Below are 21,737 nucleotides of genomic sequence, written 5' to 3'. Positions count from 1 at the left end.
ACTCACACCCACGTCCGGGGACGGAAACGGTTTGCCCGCTCCACCAGTTCGATCCTCTCCTCGCCCCGCTGCGCCAGCCGTGCGAGCACGCGGTACGAGCGCTCCAGTCCGAAGCGCAGGCCCCGTTCGTCCAGTTGACTGCCGAGCAGCGAGGTGCTGCCGGGATCGGAACCCCGGCTACCCGACAGTACCCAGTCCAGGGCCGAGCCCAGAACTTCCGTCGTGAGCCGCTCGTGGCGCTCCGGATCCAGCCCGAACCGCCGCAGCGCCTCCACCTGCCCGGCGGCCGCCTCCAGGTCGGCCAGCAGGGGCTCCTGCGGGGACCGGTCGCGCAGACGTGCCCGTACGGCCGCCACCCGCGCGGCGGTGTAGTGGATGGAGGCCTCGGGTACGGACTCCAGCGTGAGCACGGCTCCGGCCCGGTCGCCCGCGGCGAGCTGGACCCGGGCCAGCCCGAAGGCGGCGCTCACGAAACCGGGGTCGGTGGTCCAGACGAGGCGGTAGTACTCGGCGGCGTTGTCCAGCTGGCCGAGGACCTCCGCGCACAGCCCCAGCGCCAGCTTCGGCGCGGGCTCGCCCGGGAAGGCGTCGTAGATCGCGTCGAAGGACAGGGCCGCGATCTCGTCCTCCCCGGCGGCCAGGGAGGCGACGCCGCGGGCCCACACCACCCGCCAGTCGTCCGGGTACCGGTCCTCGAGCTCCCGCAGGGTGCCCGAGGCCGCGGCCAGTTCGTCCAGCTCCAGCCGGGCCCGCAGCTCGCGCAGCCGCAGCTCGGCCGAATCGGCGGGCGCCGAGCGGAGGGCTCCCAGGAGGTCGCCGGGCGCGGAGGCCAGCAGGCCGGTCAGGAAACCGGCGTTGGGGTCGGCCGGGTCCACCAGCGGTACGGGCAGCGCCAGCGCGGTGTCGCGCCGGGCCGCTCCCGCGGGGGACACGGGTACGGGTGCGGGCCCCGCGCCGGCTCTGACGGGCGCGGCCTCGGCCTCCGCCGCCGGGACGGGGGCCGGTAGCGGGGCGGGTACGGGCGCCGGGGCCGCGTGCCGGGGCCCGGGCACCGCGGCCACGTGCGTGGCACTGGTCCCGATCCCGGCCTCGGCCCCACCCCGGGCCCACGCACCGGAGCCCCCGCCACCGGCCGCCGCGGGCACGCCAACGCCCCCGGGCGCCTGCGCCCACGGGCCGGGAGCCCCGGCCGGGACCGGGGCCGCGTACGGCGGGAGGCCGCCGGAGGCCTGCGTACCCGGCGCGGGACCCGCGGCGGGCGTCCCCCCGCCCCCGGGCACCTGCGCCCCCGGGCCGGGTGCCCCGGGCTGGGGGGCGGCGATGCCTGCCGGGGTTCCCGGTGCGGGAGTGCCCGGGGGTACGGCGGGGGACGTCCGGGGGGCAGGGGGTCTGCGCAGGCCGCGGGCGCGGCGGGAGGCGGGCGGGCGCAGGCCCAGGCGGGATACGGCCGGGTCGGCGGTGTCCGCGAAGAGGCGGGTGTCCGGGACCCGGGTCTCCGGGCCGAACAGGGTGGACACCTGCGGCCGCGGCCGGCCCGTCTGGAGGGCGACGACCTCGCGCAGCACGCCCGTCAGCTGGTCCGCCATCTCCTGCGCGGAGGCGAACCGCCGCCCGGGATCCGGATCGGTGGCCCGGACGAGCAGCCGGTAGAAGGACTCGTACCGCCCGAACACCTCGATGTGCTCCGGGTCCGGCAGCGAGTCCACGAACACGTTCGTGTAGCCCTGGAAGTCGAAGGTCAGCACGGCCAGGGTGCGCGCCACCGTGTACAGGTCGGAGGCGACCGAGGGGCCCAGCTCCGCGACCTCCGGGGCCTGGTAGCCCACCGTGCCGTAGATGGCCGACTCCTCGTCGTCCATCCGCCGGACCGCGCCCATGTCGATGAGCTTCAGCTGGTCCTGCTGCTGGATGGCGTTGTCGACCTTGAAGTCGCAGTACAGCAGGTTCCTGCTGTGCAGGTGACCGAGCGCCTCCAGCGCCTCGATCCCGTAGGCGCAGGCCTGCTCCACCGGCAGCGGATCGCGCCGCCCGTCCGGCCGGCGCCGCTCGTTCGCGATCTCCTTCAGCGATTTGCCGCCCACGTACTCCATGACGATGTACCCGTCCAGCGAACCGGTCCGCTGGTCCAGGTGCTCCACGAAGTTGTAGATCCGCACGATGTTGGAGTGCTCGATCTCCGCGAGGAAGCGCCGCTCCGATATCGCGGCGGCCATCGCGTCCTCGTCCCCGGTGTCCAGCAGGCCCTTGAGCACCACCCACCGGTCCGACACCGCCCGGTCCACCGCCAGGTACACCCAGCCGAGCCCGCCGTGCGCGAGGCAGCCGGCCACCTCGTACTGGCCGTGGACCACCTCGCCCGCGCGCAGCTTGGGCACGAAGGAGTACGGGTGCCCGCACTTGGTGCAGAACCCTTCCGTCCGCCCGGGCCGGTCGCCCCGGGCGCGCCCCACCGGGGCCCCGCAGTCGGCGCGCGAGCAGAACCGCTTGCGCTCGGGCACCTCCGGGTTCTCCAGGACCGCCGCCGCAGGATCCGGACGCGGCACTTCCGGTACGTTGACCAGCCCGGCGCCGAGCCGCCCGCGCCCCGAGGACGAGGGCGCCGAGCCCGAACTGCGCACCGACACCGACCGGGCGGACGCCGGCCCCGACAGGGAGCGCGAGAGCCGCCCCGACACGGAGCGGCGAGACGCCGAGGAGCGCGCCGAGCGCGCCGAGGCCGAGGAGCGGGCCGAACCGTGCGACCCCCGCGAGCCCGCCGACCCCCGCGACCCGGCCGAACCGGCCGACCCGCCCGATCCGGCGGAGCCCAGGGCGGCCGCGCCGCGCGCCGCGCTCGTCATCCCCGTCGGCGGCGACACCAGTTCCTCCGCGCCGGCCCCCGCGACCGAGCCGATCGGCGCGAGCCCGCAGGTGTCGCAGTAGACCTCGCCGCCGCCCATGTCCTCGTACGTCCCCGGGCAGCCGGGTCTGACGCACCCCGTTCCGATCAGGCTCATGCGCCCTCCTTTCCGGGGGCCCCCGCGCCCCGCACCGCCTCGGCCGCGGCCTGCTGGTAGCGCAGGACGGCCTGCTCGGCGGCCCGCAGGTCGCAGGGCGCGCTCCACAGCATCCGCCGGGCCGTGTCGTACCGCTCGATCAGCAGCGGATCCTCCGCCAGCCCGTGCCGGGCCACCTTCGCCTTGTAGGCGTCGAGCCGCCCGCGCAGCTCGGCCCGCACCGCGAGGGGCGCCGTCACCGCGGTCAACGATTCACGGGCCCTGCGCAGTTCCTCCTCGGCCCGTTCCTCCAGGGACTCCAGCAGCGGGGAGAGCCGGTGCCAGCGGGACTGGCGCCGGTGCTCGGCCGCCGCCGCGAGCTGCTCCTGGAGCACCGTCGGCGGGCCGCTCACCGCGGGCACCTCCGACGCGGCGATCTTCGCCAGCACCTCGCCGCGGGCCGTCCGCGCCTCCGCCAGGGTCCGGTCGGCCCGCGAGAGCACGTCCCGCAGGCTGATCAGCCGCTGCTCGGCGTCCTGCCGGACGTCCAGCACGGCCTCGACCTCCCGGCGTACGTCCTCCAGCGCGAGCGCGGCCCGGTCGTAGCGCCCGGTGTCCGGACGGCCGCCGCCCGGCGCGGAGCTCCCCGCCGCGGCCGGCACCCAGAAGGCCAGCGGGTCCGCGATCACCTCGGCGCGCAGCTCCGCCAGCTCGCCGGTGATGGTCTCCAGGTCGTCGCCCGAGGGGTGCTCGCCGGGCCGCACGCCCACCGAGTGGGCCAGCGAGCGGGTGCGGTGCAGCTCGGCGGCGAGCAGGTCGATGCGGGCGGGCAGCGCCGACCACACCGCGTCGGCGGCGACCACCACGTCCAGCGAGGCCGCGTACAGCTCGTTCATCCGGGCCACCAGCTCGGCGAGCGAGAAGCGCTCGGCCAGCCCGGCGCCGTCCACGGCGGCGCCCGCGATCAGCACCCCGGGCCCGCGCAGCCGCTCGGTCAGCTCGACCAGGTCGTCGCGGCCCGGCCAGCGGCGCCGCTCCCGTATCTCCCGGGCGGCGGCCAGGGCCCCGCTGTAGGCGTCGAAGTACGTCCACAGCCGGGTGATGTCCGCGTCGGCGGCCGCCCACCGCTCCTTGGTGACCCCGGTCAGCCCGGCGCCCTCCAGCAGCCGGCGCCCGGCGTGGTCCTGGAGGGCCAGCAGCGAGGTCTCGACGGCCTCGTGCTCGGCGCCCAGCCGGGTCAGGGCACGGTCGACGCCGTCCCGGTCCATCACTGCCGACGACCACGACTCCAACGACTGTGCCTCCGCTTCCGTGTCCGACTCCGTGCCCGCCACCGGCCTCAGCCGTCCCGGTACTTGGGTGCGGGCGGCGCGGTCACGCCGGGCAGCACCGGTTGCAGGTGCTTGAGGTACGACTTCATCCAGCGGCTCTCATTGCCGCCCGAACGGTACTCCTCCAGCACCTTGTTGACCCGGCGTACCAGGTCGGAGGCGTCCTTGTTCATCGCCACGCCGTAGAACTCGCGGGTGAACGGCGAGCCGACCAGCCGCACCGACGGGTCCTGCGCGGCCTGGCCGGCCGCGAGGGCGTTGTCCGTGACGATGCCGTCCACCTCGCCGAGCTGGAGCCGGACCAGGCAGTCCAGCTGGTTCGGCACGGTGACCGGCACCGAGCCGTACGACTGGGCCTTCAGGGTGGCCTCGGCCGTGGAACCGGCGGCGAAGCAGATCCGCTTGTCCTTCAGGGAGGTGTCGTACCCGGTGATCTGCGAGCCCCTGGGCGCCAGCACCTGCTGCCCGGCCTCGAAGTAGGCCGTCGAGAAGGCGACCTCCTCCAGCCGCTTGCAGTTGATCGTCATGGTCCGCACGACGATGTCGACGCGGCCCTCCTGGAGGGCGGGGATGCGCTGACTGGTCGGGATGGCCCGGTAGATGACCGCGTTCGGATCGCCCAGGATGTCCTGGGCGATGGCCTTCACCAGGTCGATGTCGAAGCCGTCGAGCCCGCCGCCGTCCTCGGCCTGGTTGCGGTAGCCCCAGCGGAAGCTGTTCTGGTCCACGCCCGCGACGAGCTTGCCCGCCGCCTTGATCCGCGCGATCGCCGCGCCGTCGAGACCGGACGGGCGCAGGCTGGCCTCCGGGTCCTGGCAGGTGTCGAGCGGCGCCGCCGGGGCCGCCGCCATCGACGCGGGCCCGCGGACCGCCGCGCCGCCCGCGGCGTCCGGCGTCGCACTGGCCAGCGGCAGCAGCACGGTCGCGGCGGTCACCGCGCAGGCCACGGCCATCGCGCTCACCCCGCCCCAGCCGCGCAGCCGGCCCGTCAGCCGCCGCAGGGCGGACGGCGCGCCCGGCTGGTTCGCACTGCCCTCGAAGCCCTCGGAGGCCTCGAAGCCCTGGGAGCCCTCGGAGGCCCGCACCGCTCGTGTCCGCATCGCTCTCACCTGTACTCCGAAAGCCTGCGCCCGATGCCCAGCAGCGCCGCCGCCGCGCCGACGGCGGCGAGGACCGCGGTCCCGGTCAGCAGGCCGCCCAGCGCGCCGAGCCCGTCCCGGGCCGCCCGGGTGAACTCCCGCTGCTCGTGGGCCACCGCCTGCTCCAGGGAGGCGTCCACCGTGTCGAAGGCGGCCCCGCTGCTGTCCTTGTGGTCCTTGTCCCCGACGACCTGGACCAGCGCGGACTCGTAGTCCCCCTTCAAGTCCGCCTCCCGGGCCGCCGTGTGCCGCTGCTTCCACAGTTTCACGCCGTCCGCGGCGCGGGTCACCGGCGCCCGGCCCGCCTCGTCGTCGGCCAGCCGCAGCGCGATCGCCAGCCCGGCGTCCAGTTCCTTCATGTTGGTCGTGAAGTCCACGTCGTACTTGTCGGACTTGGTGTCCGCGGCCAGCACGGCGCCGCGGGCGATCAGCGTGAGGTTCTCGCCGGCCCGCGCCTGGAGGGAGGCGATCCGCGCGTCGTTGAGCACCTTCAGCGACTCCTGCCCCTGCGTGCGCGCCTCGCTCAGCGAGGCCCGCGCCACCGTGTGCCCCACGGCCAGCCACAGCAGCACCACCACGGACGCGGCCGTCGCCGCCAGCAGCCCGTGGTTGAAGACCCGGTTCGTACGGCGGTAGTTGCGCCGCTGGGCCCACGCCAGGGCGGCGAGCGCGACCAGGCCCGCGCCGATCGAGGCCAGCGGCCAGGCCCGGGAGTCGTCGTAGTCCGTGTAGAGCCGGCCGGTCTCCGCCTCGTACAGCCGCTGCGCGGCCGGGAGCAGCTGGGTCGTCATCTGCTCGTTGGCGTACCGGAGATAGGCCCCGCCCAGCGGCAGGCCCTGCCGGTTGGCGGCCCGGGCCTGCTCTATCAGGCCCGTGTAGCGCGGCAGCTGCTCGCTGAGCAGGGTGATCTGGGCGCGGGAGTCCTCGCTGCCGCCGGTGTTCGCGGCGGCGCTGACCAGCAGGCGGGAGGCGTTGGCGATGTCCTTCTCGTACCGCAGGCGGACCTCGCGCTCCTCCGTGGAGCCCAGCAGGAAGCCGCTGGAGGAGGCCGTGTCGGCGTCCGCGAGGGAGCGGTACAGGCTCGCCGCGTCCGCGCTCAGCGGCTGGCTGCGGCCCACGACGTCCTCGGCGGCGGCGCTCCGGCCGGAGACCTCCCACAGGCCCACCGTGCCGAACAGCACGATCAGGGCGGCCAGTGCGGCGCCGATGATGCGCAGCCGGCCGGGCTCGGTGGTGGCCGCGCGGCGCAGCTGCTCCACGCCCTCGGCCCAGGCGGTCCTGCGCCCCGGCGGCGCACCGGGCGCCGCCGGCGGCCCGGCGGGCGGCACGGCGCCGCCCCCGGGCGCGGGCGCGCGTGATGTGACGGCCACCGTGACCTCCCCCTTGGTCCTTGCTCCGCAGCAGTATGGCCGCATCGACGGCAGGCCACACCACCCGGTGCCGGATCTTGGGAGATCCGCCCCCTGGGGGCGCAGGTCCACCCCTTCACCGTGAATACGTCCGTACGACCGCCACGGTTCCAGACCTGCGGGCTTCCGGGGCCGGTTCACCCGAAATGGGCACGCAGTTTTCCGTGGGCCCCGTCCGGGGATCCGAGCACGTCCAGCCCCAGCAGCCCGGCCCCCAGGACCGGAGGGGCCGTCACCACCGACACCCGGGCGTGCGGCGCCCGTTCGGCGAGGCCCGCTGTGATCCGGTCGTTGAGCTGCGGATGCCCGGCGGCCAGCACGCTGCCGCCGAGCACCACGGGAGCGTCCTCGTCCAGCAGTCCCAGGCGGGTCAGCGCCACCGCCGCCATGGCCACGACCTCGTCCGCCTGCCGGTGCACCAGCGACACGGCCACCGGGTCCCCGGCGGCCGCCACCGAGAACAGCAGCGGAGCCAGTTCGTGCCGCCGCTCGCCCGGGATCCGGCCCAGGTGCAGCGACTCGATCAGCGCGTACATGGAGTCCTGGCCGAAGTGCGCCGGCAGCGCCCGGGCCAGCTCGGTCGGCCCGCCCCGGCCGTCCTCGGCCCGGGCCGCCCACCACAGGGCCTCCTCGGCCAGCCCGCCCCCGCCGCCCCAGTCGCCCGAGATCCGGCCGACCGCGGGGAAGCGGGCCGTCCGCCCGTCCGGGGTCATCCCGACGCAGTTGATGCCCGCCCCGCACACCACCGCGACGCCGCGCGGCCCGGCGCCCGCGGGCAGTCCGGCCCGCAGCAGCGCGAAGGTGTCGTTGTACACCGCCGTGGATCCGGCCCAGTTGCGGCGCCGGATCTCGGCCGCCAGCTTCCGCTCCTCCACCGGGAAGTCGGCGTTGGCCAGACAGGCCGACACGTGCGCGGCGCACGGCCCGCCCTCCGCGCGGGGGTCCAGCCCGGCCGCGGCCATCGCCTCCGCCAGCACGTCGACGGCCCCGGCCACCCCCGTGCGGGACGGCTGGAAGCCGCCGGCCTGACCGGAGCACAGCACCGAGCCGTCCGGGCCGAGGAGCGCCACGTCCGTCTTGCTGTTCCCGGCGTCGACGGCCAGCACCGCCGCCGTCCCGGGCCGGGTCACGCCCATGGCAGGTGCTCCTTGTTGTGCGCGAGGAGCCGGTCGGCCAGCCCCTCGGCACGGTCGGTCTGGCCCACCAGCGGGTGGGCCAGCAGCGCCCGGAAGACGCGCTCGCGGCCGCCGCGCAGCGCCGCGTCCAGGGCGAGGTCCTCGTACGCCGTCACGTGCGCGATCAGCCCGGTGTACAGCGGGTCCAGCGCGGGCGCCGCCAGCGGCCGCGGGCCCGAGCCGTCCACCCGGGCCTGTACCTCGACCACCGCGTCGTCCGGCAGGAAGGGCAGGGTGCCGTTGTTGAACGTGTTGACCACCTGCACGGCCGGTGCGCCGCCGTTCCCGTCGCCCAGCAGCGAAGCCGCCAGGTCCACGGCCGCCTCCGAGTAGAAGGCGCCGCCGCGCCGGGCCAGCAGCTCGGGCTTCTCGGCCAGCGCCGGGTCCCCGTACAGGGCGAGCAGCTCCCGCTCCATCGCGGCGACCTCGGCCGCCCGCGAGGGCTTGGTCGCCAGCTCGCGCACCACCTCGTCGTGCGCGTAGAAGTACCGCAGGTAGTACGACGGTACGACGCCCAGCCGGTCCAGCAGCGAAGGCGGCAGGTGGAGGTCCCCGGCGATGGCCTCCCCGTGCTCGGCGAGCAGCCGGGGCAGCAGGTCCTCGCCGTCCGGGCCGCCCCGGCGCACGCCCAGCTCCCAGGTGAGGTGGTTGAGCCCGACGTGGTCCAGGTGGATGTCGGCCGGCGCCAGGTCCAGCAGGGCCGCGAACCGGCGCTGGAAGCCGATCGCGACGTTGCACAGGCCGACGGCCTTGTGGCCGGCCTTGAGCAGGGCCCGGGTGACGATGCCGACCGGGTTGGTGAAGTCGATGATCCAGGCGTCCGGGCTGGCCCGGCGGACCCGTTCGGCGATGTCGAGGACCACCGGGACGGTGCGCAGCGCCTTGGCGAGCCCGCCGGCGCCGGTGGTCTCCTGCCCGACGCAGCCGCACTCCAGCGGCCAGGTCTCGTCCTGGAGCCGGGCGGCCTGACCGCCGATGCGCAGCTGGATCAGGACGGCGTCGGCGCCCTCCACCCCGGCGTCGAGGTCGGAGGTGGTGGTGATCAGCCCGGGGTGCCCCTGCCGGGCGAAGATGCGCCGGGCCAGGCCGCCGATCAGCTCCAGCCGTTCGGCGGCGGGGTCGATCAGCACCAGCTCGCTGACGGGCAGGGTGTCGCGCAGCCGCGCAAAGCCGTCGATCAGCTCGGGGGTGTAGGTGGAACCGCCGCCCACCACTGCGAGTTTCATGCCTAGCCTTTCACTCCGGTCAGGGTGACTCCCTCGACGAACGCCTTCTGGGCGAAGAAGAAGAGGACGATCACCGGGGCCATGACCATCACGGTCGCGGCCATGGTCAGGTTCCAGTTGGTGTGGTGCGCCCCTTTGAAGGACTCCAGCCCGTAACTGAGGGTCCAGGCGGCCGGATTGTCGGAGGCGTAGATCTGCGGGCCGAAGTAGTCGTTCCACAGGGAGAAGAACGAGAACAGCGCGACCGCGGCGATGCCCGGCTTCGCCATCGGCAGTACGACCCGCAGCAGTGCGCGCAGTTCGCCGCAGCCGTCGACGCGGGCCGCGTCCAGGTACTCGTCGGGGATGGTCAGCAGGAACTGCCGGAGCAGGAAGATGGAGAAGGCGTCGCCGAAGGCCAGCGGGATGATCAGCGGCCACAGGGTGCCGGAGAGGTCCAGCTGCTTGGCCCAGAAGAGGTACATCGGGATGATCACGACCTGGGGCGGCAGCATCATCATGGCGATGACCAGCAGCATCGAGACCCGCTGCCCGCGGAAGCGGAACTTGGCGAGGGCGTAGGCCACCGGGATCGAGGACGCCACGGTCAGCAGCGTGCCCAGCCCGGCGTACAGCAGGGTGTTGCGCCACCAGGTCAGGAAGCCCGGGGTGTCCCAGACCTTCGCGTAGTTCTCCCAGACCCAGGTGTCGGGCACCAGGTCGCGGGTGAGCGCCTGCTGATCGGTCATCAGCGAGGTCAGGAAGACGAAGACGAAGGGCAGGACGAAGAACAGGGCGGCGGCGATCGCGAGCGAGTGCACGGCGACCCACTGGAGCACGGCGTGGTGCCGGTGCGCGGGCGTCATCGGTGCCCACCTCCGATCAGGCCGCCGCGGCGGCGCATCAGCAGGGCCGTGAAGGCCATGCAGAGGGTGAACAGGACGAGGGCGAGCACACAGGCGGTGCCGTAGTCGAAGCGCTGGAAGCCGGTGTTGTAGACGATCTGCGGCAGGGTGAGCGTGGACTTGTCGGGGTAGCCCGGCTCGAACTGCTGGCCGGAGCCGCCGATCACACCGGCCGCCACCTTCCCCGCGACCAGCGGCTGGGTGTAGTACTGCATCGCCTGGATCACGCCGGTCACCACGGCGAACAGGATGATCGGCGAGATGTTCGGCAGGGTGATGTGACGGAACCGCTGCCAGGCGCCGGCGCCGTCCAGCTCGGCCGCCTCGTACTGCTCCTTCGGTACGTCGAGGAGCGCCGCCATGAAGATCACCATCAGGTCGCCGACGCCCCACACCGCGAGCATGGTCAGGGCCGGCTTGGACCAGTCGGCGTCGGTGAACCAGCCCGGCTGCGGCAGGCCCACCCCGTCCAGCAGGGTGTTGACCGGGCCGGTGCCGGGGTTCAGCAGGAAGACGAACGACAGGGTCGCGGCCACCGGCGGGGCCAGGTACGGCAGGTAGAACAGGGTGCGGAAGACCCCGGCCCCGGTCTTGACCTTCGTGATGAGCAGGCCGACGCCGAGCCCGAAGACGACCCGGCAGGCCACCATGACCACGACCAGCCACAGCGTGTTCCGCATCGCCGGCCAGAACTGCGGGTACTGCGTGAAGACGTACGTCCAGTTGTCCAGCCCGTTGAAGACGGGCGGCCGGAAGCCGTCGTACTTGGTGAAGGAGAAGTAGACGGTGGACAGGAGCGGGTAGGCGAAGAAGACGGCGAACCCGATCAGCCAGGGCGCCATGAAGGCCGTGGTGCGCAGGGCCGACCGGCGCCGCTTCGCCCGCAGGGTGTGCGTGGTCATCTGAGGGCTACTTCGCCTTCGCGATGTCCGTGTCGATCTGCGCGTCCGTCTTGGCCAGGGCGGCGGGCAGGTCGGTGACGGCGCCCTTCTCGTGCTGGTAGGCCAGGTCGGTGAAGGTCAGCTGGTAGGTGCCGCCGTCCGCCTGAGGCGGGGTGGTGCTCGACTTCGGGTGCCGGGCGATGTCGAGGAAGGTCTTGAAGTTCTCGTCGACCTGGAGGTTCGGCGAGGCCAGCGCCTCGATGGTGGAGGGCACGTTGTGGATGCCGTTCGCGAAGGCCACCACCGCCCCGGTGTCGGTGGTCATGTACTTCACCAGTTCCCAGGACGCGTTCTGCTTCTTGCTCCCCGCGGCGATGCCCATGATCGTGCCGGAGATGTAGCCCTTGCCGTAGTCGGCGAGCAGCTCGTCGGGGACGGGCAGCGGCGCGGTGCCGATCCTGAAGGCCACGCCCGCTTCCCTGGCCATGTTCGGCCGCCACTCGCCGTCCACCTGCATGGCGACCTGGCCCTTGTGGAAGGGGTGCTCGGCGCCCCACTCGTCACCGAAGGAGGCCCGGAACTTCTCCAGCTTCTCGTACCCGCCGAGCTTCTCGACCAGGTCCTTCTGCGCGGTCAGCATCTTCGCGAAGGCCGGGTCCTTGGCCAGGTTGGAGGTGCCGTCGGCGCCGAAGTAGGTCGCACCCCACTGCGCCGCGAGCCGCATCGGGGTGGTCTCGTAGCCGTGGAAGGTGGGCATGATGCCGAGCTGCTCGTACGAGTCGCCCTTGGCCCTGGTGAGCTTCTGCGCGACCTCGGTGAACTCGCTCCAGGTCTTGGGCGGGGCGGTGATGCCGGCGGCCTCGAAGGCGTCCTTGTTGTAGACCAGGCCGTAGGCGTCGTTCAGCAGCGGCAGCGTGCACTGGTTGCCCTGGTACGAGGTGTAGTTCAGCAGGGACTGCGGGAACACCTTCGCCTTGTCGAGCTTCGACTTCTCCAGGAACGGGTTCAGGTCGGCGAACGCCCCGGAGTTGCAGAACTTGCCCACGCTGTCGGTGGTGAAGGAGGACACCACGTCCGGGGCCTTGTCACCGCCCGCCCGCAGCGACTGGTTGATCTTGTCGTCGGTCATGTTGCCGGTGACCTTGACCTTGATGTTCGGGTGCGCCGCCTCGAACCGCTTGATGTTGTCCTCGATGGCCTTGACCTCGCCGGGCGCGGACCAGCCGTGCCAGAAGTTGATCGTGACCTCCTCGGCGGGGTCGTCGGCGGCCGCGTTCCCGGCGGATCCGGTACACGCGGTGGCGAGCAGGGATATCGCGGTGAGGGCGGAGGCCGTGGCGGCGGAGGTCAGACGGGGGGTTCTGGGCATGTCGGTGTCACTCTCTGCGCGGGGGACTTCCTGGGAGGGGTGCAGCAGGGGCGAGCGGCGGAACGGTGGAATGGCGGAACGGCGGAACGGGTGCGGGGCGTGCGGTGGTTCGGCGGGACCGCCCGGACGGGGGGCGCCCGGGCGGGCGGTTCGACGGTCCGGTCCGGTGCCGGTTCAGCGGGAGGTGTCGAACACCTCGTCGCGGGTGGCGGCCAGCGCGCTCTCCAGCGCGCCGCGCAGCACCGGCCGCTCCCGCACCTCCCCGGAGACCAGCCGGGGCCGGGAAGGGGCCAGTTCGGCGAGCTCGGCCTCCAGCAGGCCGCGCAGCGGGTCACCGCCGGCGGCGATCACGGCCCCGGAGAGCACCACGATCTCGGGGTCGAGCACGGCGACGAGCGAGGCGAGACCGGTGGCCAGCAGGGTGGCGTACGACTGGAGGAAGCGCAGGTTCGCCCCCTCGGGCGCGGCCGCGGCCTGCCCGAGCAGGGCCACGGCGGCGGCCACCTCCGCGCTGTGCGCGTGCTCCGCGGGCGGCAGCGGCCGCGCTTCGACGCCGAGGCCGGCGGCGAGCCCGGGGACCACCTGCACGCCGGCCAGCTCCTGGTAGCCGCCGGTGTTGGCGCGGGTGACCTGCCGGACCAGGGGGTGGCCCGGCACGGGCAGGAAGCCCACCTCGCCCGCGCCGCCGGTCCAGCCGCGGTGCAGCCGGCCGCCGAGCACCAGGGCGGCGCCGAGGCCCTCCTCGTTCCACAGCAGGACGAAGTCCTCGTGGCCGCGCGCGGCGCCCAGGCGCTGCTCCGCGACGGCGGCGAGGTTGACGTCGTTCTCGTACTCGACCGGCATCGGCAGGGCCGCCGCCAGTTCCTCGAGGAGGGTGGGGGAGTGCCAGCCCGGCAGGTGGCTGGCGTAGCGCAGCCGGCCGGTCTGCGGGTCGAAGGCGCCCGGCGTGGCGATGACCACCCGGTGCAGGTCGGAGCGGTGCAGTCCGGCGTCCTTGACGGCGCCGCCGAGGGCTTCGGTGACCTGCTCGATGACGTCCTTGTCCGGGGAGTACGGGACCTCGTGCGTCCCGGCGACGGCGCCGGTGAGGTCGGCGACGGCCGCCAGCACCCGGTCCGGGGTGACGTCCAGGCCGCCGACGTACGCGGCCCGCGGGTTGACCTCGTAGAGCTGGGCGTTGGGGCCGGGGCGGCCGCCGTCGGTGCCGGTGGCCACGACGAGCCCGGCGGCCTCCAGGCGGGCCAGGAGCTGGGAGGCGGTGGGCTTGGACAGCCCCGTCAGATGCCCGATCCGGGTCCGGGACAGCGGTCCGTGGGTCAGGAGCAGGTCCAGCGCGGCCCGGTCGTTCATGGCGCGCAGCAGGCTGGGTGTTCCGGGCGTGGCGGCGGGCATGATGCTGGCTCTCTCTCCCTCACCGAGGTGAACTGTTAGGTAAGTTTCCTATCGCCGTTTGAGCCGTGTCAATGCCGCTGCCCCGCAGGCTGTGTCGATTTCGACGGACGGCCTGAGGGGCAGCGGCGCGGGGCGGAGTGCGGAGGGCTCCTACTTGGTGATGCGGGGGCCTCCCGGGGCGGCCTGCGGCGGGATCGGCGCGGTGGCCAGGGACTGCGGCGAGGTCGGGTTGGACAGCGCGGACGGCGCGGCGACCGCGGCCGACGGGTCCGCCGCCGCCTCTTCCTCCCCCTCCGCCGGCATGCCGCCGACGATCCGGATGCCCGCGGCGTCGAAGGCCTCCTTGATCCGCCAGCGCAGCTCCCGCTCCACCGAGAACTGCTGGCCGGGCATCGTCTTCGCGGACACCTTCACCGTCATCGAGGCGAGCAGCACCTCGTCCAGGCCCAGCACCTCCACCGGACCCCACAGGCGCTCGTCCCACGGGGAGTCCTTCGCGATGGCGTCGGCGACCTGCTGGACCACCTCGCGGATCCTGGACAGGCTCTCCGTCGGCTTGACCTGCACGTCCACCATCGCGGTCGCCCAGCCCTGGCTGAGGTTGCCGATCCGCTTGATCTCGCCGTTGCGCACGTACCAGATCTCGCCGTTGTCCCCGCGCAGCTTCGTCACCCGCAGGCCGACCTCGATGACCTCGCCCGAGGCCACCCCGGCGTCGATCTTGTCACCGACCCCGTACTGGTCCTCCATGATCATGAACACGCCGGACAGGAAGTCCGTCACCAGGTTCCGGGCACCGAAACCGATCGCCACACCGGCCACACCCGCACTCGCCAGCAGCGGGGCCAGGTCGATCTTCAGGGCGGCCAGGACCATCAGCGCGGCCGTGCCGAGGATCACGAACGAGGCCACCGAACGGAGCACCGAGCCGATCGCCTCCGAACGCTGGCGGCGCCGCTCCGCGTTGACCAACAGCCCGCCGAGCGCGGTGCCCTCGACCGCCTCGGCGCTGGTGTTCATCCGGTTTATCAGCTTGGTCAGCGCCTTGCGGACCACCGAGCGCAGGGCCGCCGCGATCACGACGATCAGGAGGATGCGCAGGCCGATGCTCAGCCAGGTGGCCCAGTTCTCCTCGATGAAGCTCGCGGCCTCGGTGACGCTCTCGTGCGTCTCCTTGAGCGTCGTGGGCGCGGTCGGGTCGGATGCCAGGGGCAGCAGGGCGGCAGGCCAGGGCACGGCGGATTACCTCCAGGTGTGGCGGTCTGCCCGCGGGGGGTGTGCCCCCGGACGGAGTCCGGGGCGGATATACGGACAGACCAACCACACTAACGGGGCATTCCCTTCACCCCGACGCAGTGTTCGAGGGAGAGACCAGGCTCACCTGGGGATGACGTGGGTGTGGTTGAAAACACCTCGGACCCGTTACGGGCGCGTGGTGGCGTTTCGACCAGCCGTAAGGAGAGACTGGAGAGCAGATCGTCCCGGCGCGAGCCACGCGCCGCCGACGTACAAGGAGGCAGTCCGTGCCGCACGTCCTGGTCCTCAACGCGTCGTACGAGCCCCTCGGCGTCGTACCGCTCCGCCGCGCGCTCGTCCTCGTCCTGGAGAACAAAGCGGTCTCCCTGGAGGAATCCGGCGCCTATCTGCACAGCGCGACCAGAGTCGTCTCCGCGCCCAGCGTGGTCCGGCTCAAGCGCTTCGTGCGGGTCCCCTACCGGGGGCCCGTTCCGCTCACCCGGCGCGCCCTGTTCGCGCGGGACGGCGGCCGCTGCATGTACTGCGGGGCCGTCGCCACCAGCGTCGACCACGTCATCCCGCGCAGCCGGGGCGGCCAGCACGTGTGGGACAACGTCGTCGCGGCCTGCCGCCGCTGCAACCACGTCAAGGCCGACCTGCACCTGGTCGACCTCGGCTGGCGCCTGCGCCACCAGCCGGCTCCGCCCTCCGGGCTGGCCTGGCGCATCATCGGGACCGGGCACCGGGATCCGCGGTGGATGCCGTACCTCCAGCCGTACGGGGCCGAGGATGCGCTGGAGCGCATCGGGGTCGCGGCGTCTTAGCCTGCGGCTCGGGCTGCCCTCTGCCTCTGCCTCCGTCGGGCTGCTCCCGTAGCCGGGGCCGAGCACCGGTGCCACCGGTGCGGCGCCGCTGCGGGGGCTCCGCCCCCGAGCCCCCGCGCCTCAAACGCCGGCGGGGCTGGAGAGGGCTCGGCCCCCGCGCCTCAATCGCCGGCGGGGCTGGATGGGGCGGCCGGTCACGGGGTTGTCGCGTAGGCCTCTGCCGACCAGAGGGAGCAGCCGTAGCGGGTGGCGCGGCGGTCGCACGTGATGCGTAGGAAGCGGGTGTCGGGGGCGTCGAGGCGGACGGTCTCGGCGCCGCCGCCCGAGGATGCGACGGTGGCGGCCGGGCGCCAGGTCGTCCCGTCCGCCGAGGTCTCCACCCGGTACGCCGACGGGTACGCGTCCTGCCAGTGCAGCTCCAGGCGGCCGACGCGGGCCGGGGCGGGGAGTTCGGCCTGCCACCAGGCGCCGTCCACCGGTGGCGAGGACCAGCGGGTGGACGGGGAGCCGTCCACGGCCGCCGAGGCCGGGAAGTCCCGCGTCTCGTCCGCCGACGAGCTCGCCCGCGCTGCCCGCAGCAGGTCCGGCCCGCCGGTGCGCGGCACCGCCCGCACCGTCAGCGTGCGGGTCTCCCCGTCGAAGGCCACCGGGACCTGGTAGGTCCCCGGCGCGACGGACGGGCCGACCACCACCTCGTACGGGATCGAGGAGCGGCCCCCGCGCGGGGCCACGGCGGTCGCCGGCAGCCGGACCTCGATGCCCTCGGGCGGCCGCGCCGACAGCGGGCCGCGGGCCTCGCCCGGGCCCACCGCGGCCAGTTCGGCCGAGAGCCGCCGCGGGGCTCCGCCGATCTCGGCGTCGGCCCGCCCGCCGCCCGCCAGTTCGAAACGGGCCCGGGGGCCGTCCCCGAACCACGGGACCAGCCGGTGCACGGCCGGCGCGGCCCCGGCCCCCGTCCAGGACAGCCGTACCGCGTCGGCGCGCAGCCCCGCCGTGTCCACCTGGGTCCAGCCCGACGGCGCGGCCTCGCCGACCTTGCGCCAGCCCTCGCCCGGCACATGGGCCTCCACCGACGCCGCGCCCGCCGGCAGCGGTTCGGTCATCACCGTCACCGTGTCCACCGGGCGCTCCGCGTCCAGCCGTACCGTCCAGGACCGGGCGTCCTTCGTGACCTCGCCCGTCGGACGGGCGGCCCCCGTCCAGGCGTCCGCCTCCTCCACCGCCTTGGCGAGGAAGGGGTCCATGACGGCCTGGTCCACCCGGGCCGGTCCCTCCTCGGCCAGCGCCTGCCGGGCGCGGGCCAGCGCCTGGGCGGCCTGCCAGGCCGCCGTCCCGTCCCCGCTCGCCTGGGCCCGCAGCACGTCGACCGCCAGCTCGCCCGCCGCCCCGTAGCGCGACAGCCGCTCCAGCCACGGCCCCGCCTCGCCCGCCAGGGCCGGGAGCCGGGCGGGGGCCTCGCGCAGGACGGTGAACGCCTTGCGCAGCTCGGTGCCGGCCGCCGGGTCGCCCGCCGCGCGGGCCTTCCAGAACTGCTCGACCAGCGGCGCCAGGTAGGCGGACTCCTCCTGCTTCAGGCCCGAGGCCGCGCTGTTGCCGGCCAGCGCCGCGACCGCCTCGCGCGTGCGCGCGTCCGGGCCCGCCAGCTCGCGCACCGCCGCCGCCCAGGACTCCCCGGGCCGGTAACCGCGCGGGTTCCAGGCGTAGTCCGCCGCCGTGAAGAGCGGGATGCGCGACAGCGTGCCCTGCGGCATCGCGTTGGCCAGCAGGGCCGCCGAGCCGCCCGCGACCGCCGGTTCGCGGCCCGTGTACGGGCCGAGGAAGATCCGGCCCGGATCCCAGTCGTTCACCGGGTAGTTGTCCATGAGCACCAGCGGATGGCCCAGCGCCGAGCGCGCCCCGGCCAGCTCCCTGCCGGTGATCGTGCGCGGCACGACGCCCACGCCCGTCCAGGCCACCTCCACCCGGTCGTCCAACGCGCCCGCCAGGGCCGTCCGGTACTCGGTCGCGCCCTCCTGGTAGAACTCCGTCGGCAGCAGCGACAGCGGGGCCGCCCCCGGGTGCCGCGCGGCCAGGTGCGCCGCCAGTTCGCCCGCGACCGCGGCGTGCGCCCTCGCGGCCGCCTTCGGGCCCTTCCCGAACCGCTCGCGGTCCTCCTCGCAGCCCCACTCGGTGTAGCTGACGTCCTGGAACTGCACTTGGAAGGCGCGGAAGCCCAGCTCGGCCATCGCGTCCAGCTTGCGCGCGAGCGCGGCCCGGTCGGCCGCCGAGGACAGGCACATCGACTGGCCGGGCGTCACCGCCCAGCCCAGGACGACCCGGTTGGCGCGGGCCCGCTCCGCCAGCGCCCGGAACTCCTCCCGCTGCTCGCGCGGGTACTCCTCGCGCCATCGCGTCGTCCGGTACGGATCGTCACCGGGCGCGAGCAGCAGCCGGTTCTGCTTGGTGCGGCCCATGAACTCCAGCTGCGCCAGCCGCTGTTCCCGCGTCCAGGGCTGCCCGTAGAACGCCTCCGCGATCCCCCGTACGGGCGCGGCGGGCCAGTCCCGCACCAGCACGCCCGGCACCTTGGCCCCGCCCCCGGCGAGGACCGCGCGCAGCGTCTGCGCCGCGTGGAACAGCCCCTCCTCCCCGACGCCGGCCAGCGCGACGGTGTCCCGCCCGCCGGGCCGGCCCACGGCCAGCCGGTAGCCCCCGTCCGGCAGGTCGCCGGCCTCGGCCGCGCCCAGCGCCCGCAACGCCTCGTGCGCGTCCGGGCCCTGGAGCCGTACGACGGTGCCCCGCGCGGGCAGCGGGGCCCCCGGGGCGCGCTCGTGCAGGGTCCGCACCCCGGCCGCGTGGAGGGCGTCGCGGACCACCCGGACCGCGTACGGATCGGCGTCGGACGGGGCCACCAGGACGGCCTCGGCCCCCAACGGCACCTCGCGCGCCGGGTCGGCGGCCATCGACTGCGGCCGGGGCCACACCGCCGGGCCCTCGGCGGGGCCGCGCGGGGTGTCGGCCCGCGGATCGAGCGCCGGCCCGCCGGCCGCACCGGACGCGGGATCCGTGGCCGGGGTGCCCGGGGCGGCAGGTACGGACGGGACGGCGAAGGCCCCGCGCGGCGCGGCCGCCACGGCTCCGCCCAGCAGCGATCCGATCACCGCGACGGCCGCGGCCGTCGCCCGCTTCCTGCCCCTGAGCTGCACAGAGCCTCCTCGTCCCGAGACGTCCCCCGCTCGTACGAATGAGCCCGAGCCCACCACTCGTGCGGCTGGAGTGTCAACGCGGACGGGCGATCTGACCGGTATACGCCAGGAATGCGATGCCTCCGAGTGGGTAAGGCTGCGGTGTTCCCCCGCGGTCGTACCCGTCGGTCGTTCCCCTTCGGCCGTCCCCGCCGTTGTCTCCTGCGGTGTCCCTCTGTGGTTGTCCTCGCGGCGTACCGCCCTTCCGCGCCGCGCTTCTGATCGCCCCTCAAGTCCTTGCCCGCCCTAAGGAGTGCCCGTCGATGGACGACCTGGCCCGGCTCGCGGCCCTGCACGGCATCGCCACCGTCTACCAGCCCGCCGCGGACGTCACCGTCCCGGTCCCGCGGCACACGGTCACCACCGTGCTCGGGGTCCTCGGCGTGCCCGCCGACACCCCCGAGGACGTCCACGGGTGCCTGGCGGCCGCCGAACGGGAGGCGGCGGCCCGGCTGCTGCCGCCCGTCCTGGTGTGCTGGCAGAGCGAACCGCCGCCCGCCGCGCTGGCCGCGCTGCCGGCCGGGACCCGGCTGCGGCTGGAGCCCGAGGACGCCCCGGACGAGGCCACCGCCTGGGAGACCGGCCCCGCCGGGCCGCTGCCCGGCGGCCTGCCCCTGGGCGTCCACCGGATCACCGCCGCCCTGCCCGACGGCCGCACCGCCGAGGCCACCGTGATCGTCGCCCCGGACCGGGCCCCCGCCGCGCCCGAACGGGCCCACGGGCTGCTCGTCCAGCTGTACTCCCTGCTGTCGGACCGCTCCTGGGGCATGGGCGACCTCGGCGACCTCGCGGAGCTCGCCCGCTGGGCCGGGCGGACCCACGGCGCCGGGTTCATCCAGGTCAACCCGCTGCACGCGGCCGTGCCGGGCACCCCGACCGACCCGTCCCCCTACCGCCCCTCCTCGCGCCGCTTCCCGGACCCGGTCCACCTGCGCGTCGAGGACGTGCCCGAGTACGCCCGCTGCCCCGAGCGCGAGGCCCTCGCCGAACTCGCCGCCCGCGGCGGGGAGCTGCGCCGAGAGGTCCTGGAGAAGGGCGCGCTGATCGACCGGGACGCCGTCTGGGACCTCAAGCGCCGGGCCCTGGAGCTGCTGTACGCCGTCCCGCGCACGCCCGGGCGGGAGGCCGCCTACCGGGAGTTCCGCGCCGGGCAGGGCCCGGCCCTGGACCGGCACGCCTCCTGGTGCGCGGCCGCGGCCGGGGAGGACCCCGCCGAGCGGCTCGACTTCCACCGGTGGCTGGTCTGGCTGACCGACACCCAGCTCGCCGCCGCCCAGCGGGCCGCCCGGGAGGCCGGGATGGCCGTGGGCATCGTGCACGACCTGGCCGTCGGGGTGCATCCCGAGGGCTCGGACGCCCGTACCGGCCCCTTCCACGCCCGCGGGATCTGCGTCGGGGCCCCGCCGGACGCCTTCAACGCGCGCGGCCAGGACTGGGGTCTGCCCCCGTGGCGCCCGGACCGGCTGGCGGCCGCCGGCTACGCACCCTTCCGGGCCCTGCTGCGCGGGGTGTTCTCGTACGCCGGGGCGCTGCGGATCGACCACGTGATGGGCCTGTTCCGGCTCTGGTGGATCCCGGAGGGAAGCCCGCCCGCCGAGGGCACGTACGTGGGCTACGACGGCGAGGCCATGCTGGCGATCCTCGTCCTGGAGGCCCACCGGGCCGGCTCCCTGGTCATCGGCGAGGACCTCGGGACGGTGGAGCCGCGGGTCCGTGAGGCACTCGCCCGGCGCGGGGTGCTCGGGACCTCCGTGCTGTGGTTCGAGCGGGACTGGGCGGGCGACGGCAGCCCGCTGCCGCCGGGGGACTGGCGGGCCGACTGCCTGGCCACCGCCACCACCCACGACCTGCCGCCGACGGCCGCCAAGCTGGCGGGCAAGCACGTGGAACTGCGCGACCGGCTGGGCCTGCTGACCCGCCCGGTGGAGCGGGAGCGGGAGCAGGACGCGGCCGACACCGCCGAGTGGCTGGCCGTACTGGACCGCCTCGGCCTGGACGCCAAGGGCGAGGAGGCCGCCGTACGGGCCCTGTACGCCTTCCTGCTGCGCACGCCCGCGCGGCTGGTCGGCGTCTGGCTGCCGGACGCGGTGGGGGACCGGCGGCCGCAGAACCTGCCGGGCACCTGGGACCAGTACCCCAACTGGCGGCTGCCGGTCGCCGATGCCTCGGGGCGGCCGCTGACCCTGGCGGAGCTGACCGCCTCGCCGCGGGCGAACGCCCTGCTGGGCGCGGTGCGGGAGGGCCTGGCCGGGGGCGGGTGACCCCGTACGGCACCCCCGGACGCGCGGGCCGTTCAGACGTTCGCTACGTTTGCACCGTGGACAAGAAGAACGCTCTGCGCGCCGGCGCCGTCACGGCCGGAACGACGCTGATGATGCTGCTGATGACGTCTCCCGCCCTGGCGCTGACCCGCGACGACGGCGACGACCCGGGCCCGGGCCTGAGCATCGCCGAGACGCTCGGCCTGTTCGTGGCCGCGCCGATCGTTCTGTACCTGGTCATCACGGGTCTCGTGATGGTCGGCGACAAGTCGCGCAAGCAGCAGGAGAGCTGATCCGGTCCGGTCCCCAGGGACCGGCACCGCACGACTTCCCGGGCGCCGGGGGTCCGCACGGCCGTTGACCCGGCCGGGTGACGACCCTCGGCGCCCTGCCGTGTCCTCAGACCCCGGC

15 protein-coding genes are annotated in these 21,737 nt (G+C 74.6%); 3 read left to right on the top strand and 12 right to left on the bottom strand.

Annotated elements, in window-relative coordinates; all coding sequences use genetic code 11:
* Positions 1-2: 2 nt before the first annotated feature.
* From ACFWP3_RS28840 to ACFWP3_RS28790, 11 genes are all read right to left on the bottom strand, one after another.
* Positions 3-2,996 (bottom strand): tetratricopeptide repeat protein, encoded by a 2,994-nt coding sequence (locus ACFWP3_RS28840; protein WP_384226673.1) that lies wholly within the window; start codon positions 2,994-2,996, stop codon positions 3-5.
* Entirely contained in the window at positions 2,993-4,243 is a 1,251-nt protein-coding gene (locus tag ACFWP3_RS28835) for a hypothetical protein (protein ID WP_384226741.1), read from the bottom strand. The genes ACFWP3_RS28840 and ACFWP3_RS28835 overlap by 4 nt, the downstream gene beginning before the upstream one ends.
* A 71-nt stretch (positions 4,244-4,314) precedes the next feature.
* Positions 4,315-5,259, bottom strand: a complete 945-nt coding sequence (locus ACFWP3_RS28830; protein WP_384226738.1) for a glutamate ABC transporter substrate-binding protein — start codon at positions 5,257-5,259, stop codon at positions 4,315-4,317.
* Positions 5,260-5,411: 152 nt separating this feature from the next.
* Entirely contained in the window at positions 5,412-6,815 is a 1,404-nt protein-coding gene (locus ACFWP3_RS28825; RefSeq protein WP_384226671.1) for a hypothetical protein, read from the bottom strand.
* Between the two features lie 176 nt (positions 6,816-6,991).
* On the bottom strand, positions 6,992-7,990 hold the full coding sequence (locus tag ACFWP3_RS28820; protein ID WP_384226669.1) for an N-acetylglucosamine kinase: 999 nt from the start codon (positions 7,988-7,990) through the stop codon (positions 6,992-6,994).
* Positions 7,981-9,255 (bottom strand): 6-phospho-beta-glucosidase, encoded by a 1,275-nt coding sequence (locus tag ACFWP3_RS28815; protein WP_384226666.1) that lies wholly within the window; start codon positions 9,253-9,255, stop codon positions 7,981-7,983. Before ACFWP3_RS28815 ends, ACFWP3_RS28820 begins: the two co-directional genes overlap by 10 nt.
* A gap of 2 nt (positions 9,256-9,257) precedes the next feature.
* Positions 9,258-10,100, bottom strand: coding sequence for a carbohydrate ABC transporter permease (locus ACFWP3_RS28810; RefSeq protein WP_384226664.1), 843 nt, complete (start codon positions 10,098-10,100; stop codon positions 9,258-9,260).
* Entirely contained in the window at positions 10,097-11,041 is a 945-nt protein-coding gene (locus ACFWP3_RS28805; RefSeq protein WP_384226661.1) for a carbohydrate ABC transporter permease, read from the bottom strand. The genes ACFWP3_RS28810 and ACFWP3_RS28805 overlap by 4 nt, the downstream gene beginning before the upstream one ends.
* 7 nt (positions 11,042-11,048) lie before the next feature.
* Positions 11,049-12,389, bottom strand: coding sequence for an ABC transporter substrate-binding protein (locus tag ACFWP3_RS28800; RefSeq protein ID WP_384226660.1), 1,341 nt, complete (start codon positions 12,387-12,389; stop codon positions 11,049-11,051).
* A 174-nt stretch (positions 12,390-12,563) separates the two neighbouring features.
* Complete coding sequence (locus ACFWP3_RS28795) at positions 12,564-13,781, bottom strand: ROK family transcriptional regulator (protein ID WP_384226658.1); 1,218 nt, start codon at positions 13,779-13,781, stop codon at positions 12,564-12,566.
* Positions 13,782-13,931: 150 nt separating this feature from the next.
* Positions 13,932-15,017 carry a mechanosensitive ion channel family protein gene (locus ACFWP3_RS28790; RefSeq protein ID WP_384226656.1) on the bottom strand — a complete coding sequence of 362 codons (1,086 nt, stop codon included), beginning with the start codon at positions 15,015-15,017 and terminating at the stop codon, positions 13,932-13,934.
* Between the two features lie 287 nt (positions 15,018-15,304).
* Between ACFWP3_RS28790 and ACFWP3_RS28785 the strand changes: the two genes are divergently transcribed.
* The gene (locus ACFWP3_RS28785; protein ID WP_384226654.1) at positions 15,305-15,841 is read left to right on the top strand and encodes an HNH endonuclease; all 537 of its coding nucleotides are present in this window, start codon (positions 15,305-15,307) and stop codon (positions 15,839-15,841) included.
* A 194-nt stretch (positions 15,842-16,035) separates the two neighbouring features.
* Here ACFWP3_RS28785 and ACFWP3_RS28780 read toward each other — a convergent pair whose 3' ends face one another.
* Positions 16,036-19,026, bottom strand: a complete 2,991-nt coding sequence (locus tag ACFWP3_RS28780) for a beta-N-acetylglucosaminidase domain-containing protein (RefSeq protein WP_384226651.1) — start codon at positions 19,024-19,026, stop codon at positions 16,036-16,038.
* Positions 19,027-19,328: 302 nt separating this feature from the next.
* On the opposite strand from ACFWP3_RS28780, the gene ACFWP3_RS28775 reads away from it, so the two are divergent.
* Together ACFWP3_RS28775 and ACFWP3_RS28770 are read left to right on the top strand one after the other, a co-directional pair.
* A complete protein-coding gene (locus tag ACFWP3_RS28775) occupies positions 19,329-21,326 on the top strand; it encodes a 4-alpha-glucanotransferase (RefSeq protein ID WP_384226650.1) in 1,998 nt (665 codons plus the stop codon).
* A 56-nt stretch (positions 21,327-21,382) separates the two neighbouring features.
* Entirely contained in the window at positions 21,383-21,619 is a 237-nt protein-coding gene (locus ACFWP3_RS28770) for a hypothetical protein (RefSeq protein WP_384226648.1), read from the top strand.
* Positions 21,620-21,737: the final 118 nt, after the last annotated feature.

The organism is Streptomyces sp. NPDC058525 (genome assembly GCF_042719495.1).
Taxonomy (GTDB): Bacteria; Actinomycetota; Actinomycetes; order Streptomycetales; family Streptomycetaceae; genus Streptomyces.
Note: the sequence above shows the minus strand (reverse complement) of the source record. Positions and strands in the feature narration are given on the sequence as shown.

Coding starts and splice junctions, on each gene's coding strand:
- ACFWP3_RS28840 (WP_384226673.1), bottom strand. CDS start 2,996: ATGAGCCTGATCGGAACGGGGTGCGTCAGACCCGGCTGCCCGGGGACG.
- ACFWP3_RS28835 (WP_384226741.1), bottom strand. CDS start 4,243: ATGGACCGGGACGGCGTCGACCGTGCCCTGACCCGGCTGGGCGCCGAG.
- ACFWP3_RS28830 (WP_384226738.1), bottom strand. CDS start 5,259: ATGGCCGTGGCCTGCGCGGTGACCGCCGCGACCGTGCTGCTGCCGCTG.
- ACFWP3_RS28820 (WP_384226669.1), bottom strand. CDS start 7,990: ATGGGCGTGACCCGGCCCGGGACGGCGGCGGTGCTGGCCGTCGACGCC.
- ACFWP3_RS28815 (WP_384226666.1), bottom strand. CDS start 9,255: ATGAAACTCGCAGTGGTGGGCGGCGGTTCCACCTACACCCCCGAGCTG.
- ACFWP3_RS28810 (WP_384226664.1), bottom strand. CDS start 10,100: ATGACGCCCGCGCACCGGCACCACGCCGTGCTCCAGTGGGTCGCCGTG.
- ACFWP3_RS28805 (WP_384226661.1), bottom strand. CDS start 11,041: ATGACCACGCACACCCTGCGGGCGAAGCGGCGCCGGTCGGCCCTGCGC.
- ACFWP3_RS28800 (WP_384226660.1), bottom strand. CDS start 12,389: ATGCCCAGAACCCCCCGTCTGACCTCCGCCGCCACGGCCTCCGCCCTC.
- ACFWP3_RS28795 (WP_384226658.1), bottom strand. CDS start 13,781: ATGCCCGCCGCCACGCCCGGAACACCCAGCCTGCTGCGCGCCATGAAC.
- ACFWP3_RS28775 (WP_384226650.1), top strand. CDS start 19,329: ATGGACGACCTGGCCCGGCTCGCGGCCCTGCACGGCATCGCCACCGTC.